We start from the raw sequence: 12,095 nt of genomic DNA, 5'->3' as shown, positions 1-12,095 counted from the left end.
AGGTCGCCCGCCCACCCGGGGCACCGTGAAAGCGTTCGTCGACGGGTTCCTCATTCCCGGCCTGACGAAGCCCGCCGGATAAGAACGCCGCTTCTTCCGGCCCGGCCGGAGAATATACGCCAGCGTCTCTTGTACAGTACGGTCCCGTACCGTACTGTCATAGCTGTCGATCACGATCTGCTGGCAGGCTAGAGGGTGATCCGGTCGCCCGATCTTCGAAAGGCGCACGGGTGAAAGGCTTTTCGATCTCGTCCCTGGTGAGACGGGGCTGGATGGTGCTCGTCGCCGTGGTGGTCGTCGCGCTCGCTGGATTCGGAATCTATCGCCTGCACGGAATCTTCGGGTCGCACAACAACACGTCGGCCAACAGCGGCCTGTCCAACGAAATCGTCCCGTTCAACCCCAAACAGGTCGTGCTCGAGGTCTTCGGTGCGCCCGGCGCGGTGGCCACCATCAACTACCTCGACGTCAACGCTCAGCCGCAGCAAGTCAAAGACGCGCCATTGCCGTGGTCGTTCACCATCACCAGCACCGAGCCCGCGGTGATCGGCAACGTCGTTGCGCAGGGCAACGGGGACACCCTGGGCTGCCGCATCACCGTCAACGGCGAAGTGAAAGACCAACGCACCGTCAACAAAGTCGACGCCTACACCTTCTGTCTGGATAAATCTGGATGAGCAACGATCAACAGACGCGGCCGTTCGTGCCGCGCACCATCCGCCGGCTCGCGTTGCCGATACTGCTGTTCTGGATCGGTCTCGCCGCCATCACGAACATCGCCGTGCCGCAGCTGGAAGATGTGGGAAAGACCCACAACGTGGCGCTGAACTCGCCAGATGCACCGTCGCTCAAGGCGATCAAGCGCATCGGTGAAAAGTTCCGAGAGTTCGACACCGACAGCTCGGCGATGATCGTGCTGGAGGGTGACAAGCCGCTGGGCGCGGACGCCCACCGCTTCTACGACGAGATGGTCCGCAGGATCGAGCAGGACCGCAAACACGTTCAACATGTCCAGGATTACTGGGGTGACACCCTGACCGCGGCGGGATCGCAGAGCAGCGACGGAAAAGCCGCTTATGTTCAGGTGAACCTTGCGGGCAATCAAGGCTCGGCGTTGGCCAACGAGGGCGTCGGAGCGCTGCGCGACATCATCGACCGCATAAAGCCGCCGCCGGGCGTCAAGACCTATGTGACCGGCGCGGCGCCGCTGATCTCCGATCAGTTCGACGTCGGCAGCAAGGGCACCGCGAAGGTCACCGGGATCACCGTCGGGGTGATCGCGCTGATGTTGTTCTTTGTCTACCGCTCGGTGCTCACGACGCTGTTGGTGCTCGTCACGGTGCTCATCGAAATGTCCGCCGCCCGAGGCCTTGTCGCGTTTCTGGGTAACGCAGGCGTGATCGGGCTGTCGACATATGCGACGAATCTGCTGACCTTGTTGGTGATCGCAGCGGGAACCGACTACGCGATATTCTTCGTCGGCCGCTATCAGGAGGCGCGCGGCACCGGGGAGGATCGCGAAAAAGCCTTCTACACGATGTATCACGGCACGACGCACATCGTGCTCGGTTCCGGGCTCACCGTGGCCGGCGCGGTAGCCTGCCTGAGCTTCACCCGATTGCCCTACTTCCAAAGCCTGGGCGTCCCCGCCGCATTGGGCATTCTGGTCGCGCTGTTCGCCGCGCTCACACTGGGGCCGGCCATCCTCACTCTGGGCGCCATGGTGGGCATCTTCGACCCCAAGCGGGCGATACGAACGCGTGGCTGGCGGCGGATCGGCACCGCCATCGTCCGCTGGCCCGGCGCCGTGCTCACAGCGGCGTGCGCGCTGGCCCTGGTCGGTCTGATCGCCTTGCCCGGCTACAAGACGAGTTACGACACCCGCCCCTACATGCCGGCCAGCGCGCCGGCCAACATCGGTTACACCGCCGCCGAGAAGCACTTCTCCAGGGCGCGGCTGGAGCCCGAGTTGCTGATGGTCGAGACCGATCACGACATGCGTAACCCGGAGAGCATGCTCGTCCTGGACAAGGTGGCCAAGGCGGTGTTCCATGTCCCCGGGGTCGCCCAGGTGCAGACCATCACCAGGCCGTTGGGCACCCCGCTCGTCCACAGCTCGCTCGCCTTCGTGGTCAGCAATTCCAGCGCGGCGCAGCAGCAAAACCTTACCTACCAACGAGATCGGGCCGACGACGCGCTCAAGCAGGCCAACGAACTGAATAAGACCATCAACATTCTCAAGCAGCAGTACGAGCTGCAGCAGCAGCTCGCCGGCACCACCCACGACGAGACCCAGAGTTTCCACGACACGCTCGGCACCATTCAGGATCTGCGCGACAAGATCGCGAACTTCGACGACTTCTTCCGGCCGGTGCGCAGCTATTTCTATTGGGAGAAGCATTGTTACGACATTCCCGTCTGCTTCGCGTTCAGATCGCTGTTCGACGCGCTCGACGGTATTGACCAGCTCACCGAGAAATTCGAAAACCTCACGGCGTCCCTCGACAAGCTCGACGCGCTGCAGCCGAAACTGACGGCCCTCATCCCACCGCAGATCCAGAGCCAGCAGACCAATCGCGATCTGAGTTTGGCGAATTACGCCACACTGTCCGGCATTTACGCGCAGACCGCGGCCGCAATCGACAACGCGACGGCGTTGGGACGGGCCTTCGACGCGGCCAAGAACGACGACACGTTCTACCTGCCGCCCGAGGTCTTCAACAATCCCGACTTCAAGCGTGGGCTGAAACTGTTCCTCTCGCCGGACGGTAAGGCCGTCCGCATGATCGTCACGCACGAAGGCGATCCCGCGACGCCCGAGGGCATTTCGCACATCGATCCAATCGCGAAGGCCGCGCACGAGGCCTTGAAAGGCACGCCCATGGCGGGGGCGGGCGTCTATCTCGGCGGGACCGCCGCGACGTACAAGGACATCCAAGACGGCGCCAAGTACGACCTGATGATCGTGGCGTTCGCGGCGCTGAGCCTCATCCTGCTGATCATGATGATCATCACCCGCAGTCTGATCGCCGCGCTGGTCATCGTGGGCACGGTGGCACTGTCGCTAGGGGCCTCCTTCGGTCTGTCGGTTTTGGTGTGGCAGTACATCTTCGGCATCCAGCTGTACTGGGTCGTGCTCGCGTTGGCCGTGATCCTGTTGCTTGCGGTCGGATCCGACTACAACTTGCTGTTGATTTCCCGCTTCAAGGAGGAGATCCATGCGGGCCTCAACACCGGCATCATCCGGGCGATGGCCGGGTCCGGTTCCGTTGTCACCTCGGCCGGCATCGTTTTCGCCGTCACCATGTGTGCGTTCGTGTTCAGCGGTTTTCAGGTGCTCGGTCAGATCGGGACGACGATCGGTCTCGGCTTGCTGTTCGACACGCTGATCGTACGGTCGTTCATGACGCCTTCTGTCGCAAGGCTTCTCGGGCGCTGGTTCTGGTGGCCGCAACGGGTGCGGCCCCGCCCGGCCAGCACCATGCTGCGGCCCTATGGTCCGCGCCCGGCGGTTCGGCAGCTGCTGCTATGGGAAGACGACGATCCGGTGGCGACGTCATCGGCAGTCCGCTGATCCCGGTTCCCGGGCCGGCCTGTTGCGTGCCGCCGCTCTGAGAGCCCGGAACTTGTCGGTGGTGGCTGTGATGATGGCGTTATGTCTTCGACCGCATCCGCTGGCGCCGTGGCGGTGACTGTGAGTGACCGTCTTGAGGTGTTGTTCGAGGAGTTGGCGGAGTTGACCGGTCAGCGTAATGCGATTGATGGGCGCATCGTGGAGATCGTGGCCGAGTTTGATCGCGATTGAATTGTGCGGGGTTACCGGGGCGCGGTCGGTGTCGGCGTTGGTGGCCTGGAAGACGGGCTGCTCGTCGGCGAACGCGCACGCGATCGCCACCATCGCGCGCCGGCTCGAGGAGTTTCCGCGCTGCGCGGCGGGCATGCGGCAGGGTCGGCTGTCGGCCGACCAGGTCGGGGTGATCGTTGCCCGCGCCGGGAAGGGCTCCGATGCGCATTACGCGCAGCTGGCCTCGGTTGCCACGGTCAACCAGCTGCGCACCGCGGTCAAGCTGGAACCACGACCCGAACCCGACCCTCGGCCCGAGCCTTGCCCGGAGCCCGAGCGCGCGATCACCACAACCACCACCGAGCAGGGCAGCTGTTATCGGATCACCTTGGGCCGCCATGACGCCGCGAAGTTCGACGCCGCCTTGGCCTCGCATCGTGATGCGCTGATCGCGCAGTGCAAACACGATCACGGCGATTGTCAGGGCGCTGCAGGTCAGCGGTCCCCGCTGCCGGGCACCGCCGAGGCGTTCATGCGCTTGGTGGAGGCTGGCTGGGGCGCCGAGGCGGCCCGCCGCCCACCTGGGCAACACACCACCGTGGTGGTACACCTCGATGTCGAGCAGGGCGCCGCGGCACTGCATCTGGGTCCGACCACCAACCACAACCAACTAGCGTCGTCGCCGAGACCGGCCGCCACCCGCAACGCATTGATGCTCTAAAGCATTGTGGCGCATCGATAGTCAGCGTCGCGCCCAGGCATTCGCCGACTGCCGCCGATCAGCGCAGCATGGTGGCCACGATCCCGGCGAGGTAACCAAGCCGGGCGACCTCCGAGGGCCGGAATTCCGGGCCGGGACGGCCAAGCACCACCGCGGTGTGGGGGTCGCCCAATGGGGCCGCGACCATCGTCACGTCCATATCGCGCCACGCCTCCGGCACCCACTCGGCACTGCCGTCCAGAGTCACGGCCCGCTCCAGCGGCAGCCACGGGGCCGAGTCCGCCTTGGTCTCCGGAGCGCCAGGACTGCCGGCCAGGCGCTGCAGCTCGCCGTCCGCGCTGCGCAACACCGTGCACCAACTGACGCGCAGCACCTTGGGCGCCTCGTTGGCGAGAACCTGCAGTCGTGCCGCTTTGCCGTTGACGGCCGCGATGTGGTCGAGCAGCTCGAGCTCACGATGCGCTTCCAGCAGACCGGTATGCGGCCGCACACTGTCCACCCGGACACCGGACAGGGACTCGGCGGCGGTGATCAGCGTGTCCGGCATCGCGCCCGGCGGCAGTTCGATCACCAGGTCGTCGGTCGCGTAGCCCGAGCTGCGGTCCACGACGTCGAGCGACAGAATGTCTGCTCCCACCGAACCGAGCGCCACCGCCAGCGACCCGAGGCTTCCTGGCCGGTCGACGAGCTCGATGCGCAACAGATAGGAGGGCACGGCCAACACTGTCGCATAAGCATGTGTCTTCTGCCCGCCGAGCGTCACGGCCGTGTGACGGTGGTCGCCGAACGTCACGCCAGCGCGGCGGACTCGGCGGCTAGGCTTTGCAGTCGTGTCCCAGATCTCCCGCGACGAGGTAGCGCACCTGGCCCGGCTGTCCCGCCTGGCGCTGACCGACAGCGAGCTCGACAGCTTCGCCGGCCAGCTCGACGCCATCCTGACCCACGTCAGCCAGGTACAGGCCGTCGATGTCGCCGGCGTCGAAGCGACCGACAACCCGCTGAAAGACGTCAACGTCACCCGGCCCGACGAGTCGACGCCGTGTCTGACGCAGGCCGAAGCGCTGGCCGAGGCGCCCGCGGCTGTTGAGGGCCGCTTCGCGGTCCCGCAGATCCTGGGAGACAGCGAGTGAACGAGATCATCCGGTCCGACGCCGCCACGCTGGCCGCCCGGATCGCCGCCAAAGAGGTGTCTTCGGTCGAGGTGACCCAGGCATGCCTGGACCAAATCCAGGCGACCGACGATCGCTACCATGCCTTCCTGCATGTGGCGGCCGACGAGGCGCTCGCGGCGGCAGCCGCGGTGGACAAGCAAGTCGACGAGGCGGTGAGCGCCGGGGAGCGGCTTCCGTCAGCGTTGGCCGGGGTCCCGCTGGCGCTCAAGGACGTCTTCACCACGGTCGACATGCCCACGACGTGCGGATCCAAGATCCTCGAGGGGTGGCGTTCGCCGTACGACGCCACCGTCACGTCGCGGTTGCGCGCCGCGGGGATCCCGATCCTGGGCAAGACCAACATGGACGAGTTCGCGATGGGCAGCTCGACCGAGAACTCCGCCTACGGCCCGACCCGTAATCCCTGGGACGTCGACCGGGTGCCCGGCGGCTCCGGCGGTGGCAGCGCCGCCGCGCTGGCCGCGTTCCAGGCCCCGCTGGCCATCGGGTCCGACACCGGCGGCTCCATCCGGCAGCCCGCGGCGCTCACCGCGACGGTGGGGGTCAAGCCCACCTACGGCACGGTGTCGCGCTACGGCCTGGTGGCGTGCGCGTCGTCGCTGGATCAGGGCGGCCCGTGCGCGCGCACCGTGCTGGACACCGCGCTTCTGCATCAGGTGATCGCCGGGCACGACAGCCGCGACTCGACGTCCGTCGACGCGGCGGTGCCCGACGTCGTCGCCGCCGCGAAGGCCGGCGCGGCCGGGGATCTCAAGGGCGTGCGCGTCGGGGTGGTCAAGCAGCTGCGCGGCGAGGGCTACCAGCCCGGCGTCCTCAGGGCTTTCGAGGCCGCCGTCGAGCAGCTGACCGCCCTGGGCGCCGAAGTGAGCGAGGTCGACTGCCCGCACTTCGAATACGCGCTGGCCGCCTACTACCTGATCCTGCCGTCGGAGGTGTCGAGCAATCTGGCCCGCTTCGACGCGATGCGCTACGGGCTGCGGGTCGGCGACGACGGCCGCCACAGCGCCGAGGAAGTGATGGCATTGACGCGGGCCGCCGGCTTCGGGCCGGAGGTCAAGCGGCGCATCATGATCGGCACCTACGCGCTGTCGGCCGGTTACTACGACGCCTATTACAACCAGGCGCAGAAGGTGCGCACCCTGATCGCCCGCGACCTGGACGAGGCCTATCGGTCGGTGGACGTGGTGGTGTCGCCCGCGACCCCGACCACGGCGTTCCGGCTGGGTGAGAAGGTCGACGATCCGCTGGCGATGTACCTGTTCGACCTGTGCACGCTGCCGCTGAATCTGGCCGGCCACTGCGGCATCTCGGTGCCGGCCGGTCTGTCGCCGGACGACGACCTGCCGGTCGGCTTGCAGATCATGGCGCCCGCACTGGCCGACGACCGGCTTTACCGGGTCGGCGCCGCCTACGAGACGGCCCGCGGACCGCTGCCGTCGGCGCCCACCGTGGGGGCTGTCGCCGGCTAATCACGCCATAAGGCCGCCACCCCAGGCAAGATGAGGGGATGCGGATCGGAGTGCTCACCGGAGGCGGCGACTGCCCCGGACTCAACGCGGTCATCCGGGCAGTGGTGCGAACGTGCGACTCCCGATATGGCTCGTCGGTGGTCGGATTCCAGGACGGCTGGCGTGGGTTGCTGGAGAACCGGCGCGTCCAGCTGCAGAACGACGACCGCAACGACCGCCTGCTGGCCAAGGGCGGAACCATGCTGGGCACCGCGCGCGTGCACCCCGACAAACTGCGGGCCGGGCTGAACCAGATCAAGCAGACCCTCGACGACAACGGGATCGACGTGCTGATCCCCATCGGTGGGGAAGGCACGCTGACCGCCGCGCATTGGCTCTCGGAGGAGAACGTGCCCGTGGTCGGTGTGCCGAAGACCATCGACAACGACATCGATTGCACCGACGTGACTTTCGGCCACGACACCGCATTGACCGTCGCCACCGACGCCATCGACCGGCTGCACAGCACCGCCGAATCGCACCAGCGGGTGATGCTGGTCGAGGTGATGGGCCGGCACGCCGGCTGGATCGCGCTCAACGCGGGCCTGGCTTCGGGCGCGCACATGACGCTGATCCCCGAGCAGCCCTTCGACGTTGAAGAAGTCTGTCGTCTCGTCAAAAGGCGCTTCCAGCGCGGAGATTCGCACTTCATCTGTGTGGTCGCCGAGGGCGCAAAACCTATTCCCGGCTCGATTGCGTTGCGGGAAGGCGGGATTGACGAATTCGGTCACGAGAAGTTCACCGGCGTGGCCGCCCAGCTCGGCGCCGAAGTGGAAAAGCGGATCAACAAAGACGTCCGGGTGACCGTGCTGGGACACGTCCAGCGGGGAGGCACGCCGACGGCCTACGACCGCGTGCTGGCCACCCGGTTCGGGGTGAACGCGGCCGACGCCGCGCACGCGGGGGAATACGGCCAGATGGTGTCGCTGCGTGGGCAGGACATCGCCCGGGTGGCTTTGGCGGACGCGGTGCGTCAGCTCAAGCTGGTGCCGGAAAGTCGCTACGACGACGCCGCCGCGTTTTTCGGTTAATCCTTGGGCGCGTGGCAAATAACGGGTGTAACCGTCGGTTGAATTTGTCCGCCAATTAACAATGTTTCGCGATTGTCGCAGTTGGTGGTTTCCGAACGGGTAATTCGGGGTTATACCGGGAGTATGAATAACCGCGGTTCGACTCGCCGGTCAGTTCGGCAATCCGCGGTAGCGGCGGGGCCACCGGGCCCGCCGAACCACAAGCCGGGCGGTCAGTGGCAAATCGAGGGCGACCCTGCAGCGTCCACCGTGCCGCAGTCCCGCGGTCCGAACCAGCAGACGGAAAGACCGCCGCCCCGGCGGGTGCCGCCATCGCCACGTCCCGGATCGACGCTGGGTGCCACCTCGCTGGACCGCTTCGACATGCGCGACTCGGACGCCGACGGGTTCAACTGGCGACAGCTGCTTCATCGCATCACCGGGATCGAGCTCGGCCCGGGCAAAAACACGGCTTACGAGAACGAGCTGCGGCAGCGCATCCGCGCGACGGTCGGCGGTGCCTTTCCCATCGCGGTCCTCAACCTCAAGGGCGGGGTCGGCAAAACGGCGGTGGTAGAGGCGCTCGGGTCGACGTTCGCCGCCGTGCGCGACGACCGGGTGATCGCCCTCGACATCGACGCCGGAGACCTGGCGGAACGCCACGGCCTGCGCAACCCGCACAGCCTGGCCGATCTGCTGCACGGCAGCCCGGCGGCGCAATACGAGGACATCCGCGCGCTGACGTATATGAACGGCTTCGGGCTGGAAGTGCTCGGGCTGCCCGACACCGACTGGCGCCTGGACCGCCGCGACATGCAGCGAGCCTTCTCGATGCTGCGCAAGCAGTATTCGCTGGTGTTGATCGACTGTGTCAAAACGCTCAATTCCACTGTGATGGACGCGGTTCTACCCGAATCGCGAGCCCTGGTGGTGGTCACCAGCCCCGCCATCGATGCGGTACGTAAAACACGGGCGACCCTGGAGTGGTTGTGCCACAACGGATATCAATCCTTGATGCAATGGACCGTGCTGGCCATCAATCACGTCGAGCCGGCCAAGGTGGACGGTGTGGCGGTCACCGAACTCGACCGACTTTCCGCGCGCGTCGGCGCCACGGTAGTGCTGCCATTCGATCGGCATGTGCACGATGGCCGAAAGATTGCGCTGGACCGGCTGAGCAAGGAGAGCCGTCGCTGTTATCTGGAGATGGCGGCGGTGCTGGCCGATATGTTCCCGGGCAGGTAAGGCCCGCGCTCGCGATCACCACGGTGTTGATTGGTGCTGACCCGCTTCGCCCGGCTCCGCCGCGCTCGCGATCACCACGGTGTTGATCGGTGCTGATCCGCTTCGCCCGGCTCCGCCGCGCTCGCGATCACCACTAGGATCGGGCGCATGAGTGTTGCCGCCAGCGCCGATCTGATGGACTACGACGACGTCATCGCGCGGTTCGATCCGGTACTCGGCCTCGAGGTGCATGTGGAGCTGTCGACGGTCACCAAAATGTTCTGCGGCTGCTCTACCGCATTCGGCGCCGAGCCCAATACCCAGGTATGCCCGGTGTGCCTCGGCCTGCCCGGCTCGCTGCCGGTGCTCAATCAGAACGCGGTCGAGTCGGCCATTCGCATCGGGCTTGCGCTGAATTGCGAGATCGTTCCGTGGTGCCGCTTCGCCAGGAAGAACTACTTCTACCCGGACCAGCCGAAGAACTACCAGATCTCGCAGTACGACGAGCCCATCGCCATCAACGGCTACCTTGAGGCCCCGCTGGAGGACGGCACCACGTGGCGGGTCGAGATCGAGCGCGCGCACATGGAGGAGGACACCGGCAAGCTCACCCACATCGGCAGTGAGACGGGCCGCATCCACGGCGCGACCACGTCGTTGATCGACTACAACCGCGCCGGCGTGCCATTGATCGAGATCGTCACCAAGCCCATCGAGGGTGCCGGGGCGCGGGCGCCACAGATCGCCCGCGCCTACGTGACGGCATTGCGAGACCTGCTGCGCGCCTTAAACGTATCCGACGTCCGGATGGATCAGGGCTCGATGCGGTGTGACTCCAATGTGTCCTTGAAGCCGATCGGTACGACCGAGTTCGGCACCCGGACGGAGACCAAAAACGTCAACTCGCTGAAAAGCGTCGAGGTGGCGGTGCGCTACGAAATGCAGCGCCAGGCCGCGGTTCTGACGTCCGGCGGTCGAATCATCCAGGAGACCAGGCACTTTCACGAGTCCGGCGGCTACACGAGTCCGGGCCGCACCAAGGAGACCGCCGAGGACTACCGGTATTTCCCCGAGCCGGACCTCGAGCCCGTCGCGCCCAGTCGTGAACTTGTCGAGCAGCTGCGTCGGACGATTCCCGAGCTGCCGTGGTTGAGCCGCAAACGCATTCAGGATGAGTGGGGAATCTCCGACGAGGTGATGCGCGACCTGGTCAACGCCGGGGCGATCGAATTGGTCACCGCGACCATCGCGCACGGTGCGCCCAGCGAGCAGGCCCGCGCCTGGTGGGGCAACTTCTTGATGCAGAAGGCCAACGAAGCCAACGTCGCGCTGGCCGAGCTGGCCATCACGCCCGCCCAGGTGGCCGCGGTGGTGGCATTGGTCGACCAAGGCAAGCTGTCCACGAAGCTGGCCCGCCAGGTGGTTGAGGGTGTCCTGGCCGGGGAGGGTGAGCCCGAGGCGGTGATGACCGCCCGTGGGCTGGCGCTGGTGCGCGACGATTCGGTGACCCAGGCCGCGGTGGACGAGGCACTGGCCGCCAATCCCGATGTGGCAGAGAAGATCCGCGGCGGCAAGGTGGCCGCGGCCGGCGCGATCGTCGGCGCGGTGATGAAGGCGACCCGCGGCCAGGCCGACGCGGCCCGGGTGCGCGAGTTGGTGTTGGCGGCCTGCGGCCAGGGCTAGCGGGCGGATCGTCCGCCACCACGACGCGCGAGCGGTCAGCTCTTGTCGTCGCTGTTGCGCGGGAACCCGCCGCCCTGCGGGAAGAGCGGGAACACGACGTCGTCCAGCTTCTCGGCATCCCCGGCTGTCTTGTTAACTGTTGCGCCCCAGACGTTTCCATCGGGCGACATGCGCAGCGCCCAGGCGTGGGCGTGGGTGTCCTTGCGGACCACGTCGGGTTCACCGGTGACCGCGCCGGTGGCCGGCGCCAGTCGGACCGCGACCGTCAGCTTGGTGTTGATCAGGTTGACCAACACGGTCCCGTCCATCGCCGCGCAACCGGCCACCCCCGGTTTGTCCGGCCAGGTCCACACCGTGGAAACGTCCGACGTTTTGGTGATGCGCTGCAAGCGATCTGCCGTCGGGGTGCGGTCGGCGACATACAGTGAGCCGTCGACGGGGTCGGTGCACAGGCCGCCGCCGGCGCCCACTCCGGACAGCGCCGTCGTCGGCGGCGCCTGGCCCACGGTGGTGGGCTGCTCGATCCGCAGCACCTTGCCCGCCAGCGATTTGGGGTCGGCGGCCAGCGCCGGATTGCCCGCGTCGCCGGTCATCACGACCAACGTGGTGGGACTGGTGAAGATCAACGCTCCGGTGTTCCCGGTGGCGCCCTTGGGGATTCCGGTCAGGATGTCCTTGGGGATATCGTCGTCGGCGACGCGGATGACCCGGTTGTCGCTCGGTGTGCTGATGTAGGCGTACATCAGGCGGTCCTGCTTGTAGGTGGGCGACATGACGATGTCCATCAAGCCGCCGTCGCCCGAGCCGTCCACCGGGATCACCGTCTTCACCTTCGGCTCAGCGCTGACGGAAATCTCCTTGACCGCGCCGGTGGTGCGCTCGGCGACGAGCGCGGTTTTGCTGTCGGGGCCCATGATCAGGCCGCTGGTGCTCTCCAGGCAGCCCTGCATCACCCCGGGAGCGGGACAGGCCTTGGGGAACGGGGTGGGCGGC

General features: G+C 66.5%; 9 protein-coding genes and 1 pseudogene. 8 read left to right on the top strand and 2 right to left on the bottom strand.

Annotated elements, in window-relative coordinates:
• The first annotated feature begins 230 nt into the window (after positions 1-230).
• The 3 genes and pseudogenes from A5753_RS07730 to A5753_RS07720 form a co-directional block, all read left to right on the top strand.
• Positions 231-677, top strand: coding sequence for an MmpS family transport accessory protein (locus tag A5753_RS07730; protein WP_197694623.1), 447 nt, complete (start codon positions 231-233; stop codon positions 675-677).
• A complete protein-coding gene (locus tag A5753_RS07725; RefSeq protein WP_067125371.1) occupies positions 674-3,574 on the top strand; it encodes an RND family transporter in 2,901 nt (966 codons plus the stop codon). Before A5753_RS07730 ends, A5753_RS07725 begins: the two co-directional genes overlap by 4 nt.
• 81 nt (positions 3,575-3,655) lie before the next feature.
• A pseudogene (locus A5753_RS07720) lies at positions 3,656-4,436 on the top strand (DUF222 domain-containing protein); the annotation flags it as partial.
• A 127-nt stretch (positions 4,437-4,563) separates the two neighbouring features.
• Here A5753_RS07720 and A5753_RS07715 read toward each other — a convergent pair.
• Positions 4,564-5,220 (bottom strand): amino acid-binding protein, encoded by a 657-nt coding sequence (locus A5753_RS07715; RefSeq protein WP_156655997.1) that lies wholly within the window; start codon positions 5,218-5,220, stop codon positions 4,564-4,566.
• 115 nt (positions 5,221-5,335) lie between these two features.
• On the opposite strand from A5753_RS07715, the gene gatC reads away from it, so the two are divergent.
• The 5 genes from gatC to gatB all read left to right on the top strand — a co-directional run bounded on the left by gatC (position 5,336) and on the right by gatB (position 11,102).
• On the top strand, positions 5,336-5,635 hold the full coding sequence (gene gatC / locus A5753_RS07710; RefSeq protein ID WP_067125367.1) for an Asp-tRNA(Asn)/Glu-tRNA(Gln) amidotransferase subunit GatC: 300 nt from the start codon (positions 5,336-5,338) through the stop codon (positions 5,633-5,635).
• A complete protein-coding gene (gatA, locus tag A5753_RS07705) occupies positions 5,632-7,146 on the top strand; it encodes an Asp-tRNA(Asn)/Glu-tRNA(Gln) amidotransferase subunit GatA (RefSeq protein WP_067125364.1) in 1,515 nt (504 codons plus the stop codon). The genes gatC and gatA overlap by 4 nt, the downstream gene beginning before the upstream one ends.
• A gap of 38 nt (positions 7,147-7,184) precedes the next feature.
• A complete protein-coding gene (locus tag A5753_RS07700; protein WP_067125361.1) occupies positions 7,185-8,216 on the top strand; it encodes an ATP-dependent 6-phosphofructokinase in 1,032 nt (343 codons plus the stop codon).
• Positions 8,217-8,519: 303 nt separating this feature from the next.
• Positions 8,520-9,440 carry a MinD/ParA family protein gene (locus A5753_RS07695; protein WP_231990032.1) on the top strand — a complete coding sequence of 307 codons (921 nt, stop codon included), beginning with the start codon at positions 8,520-8,522 and terminating at the stop codon, positions 9,438-9,440.
• A gap of 147 nt (positions 9,441-9,587) precedes the next feature.
• On the top strand, positions 9,588-11,102 hold the full coding sequence (gatB, locus tag A5753_RS07690) for an Asp-tRNA(Asn)/Glu-tRNA(Gln) amidotransferase subunit GatB (RefSeq protein WP_067125356.1): 1,515 nt from the start codon (positions 9,588-9,590) through the stop codon (positions 11,100-11,102).
• Between the two features lie 35 nt (positions 11,103-11,137).
• Here gatB and A5753_RS07685 read toward each other — a convergent pair.
• Positions 11,138-12,095 (bottom strand): sorbosone dehydrogenase family protein (locus tag A5753_RS07685; protein ID WP_067125378.1); only part of this gene is annotated, 958 nt, incomplete at its 5' end.

This window comes from Mycobacterium sp. 852002-51971_SCH5477799-a, from assembly GCF_001667145.1.
Classification (GTDB): domain Bacteria; phylum Actinomycetota; class Actinomycetes; order Mycobacteriales; family Mycobacteriaceae; genus Mycobacterium.
Note: the sequence above shows the minus strand (reverse complement) of the source record. Positions and strands in the feature narration are given on the sequence as shown.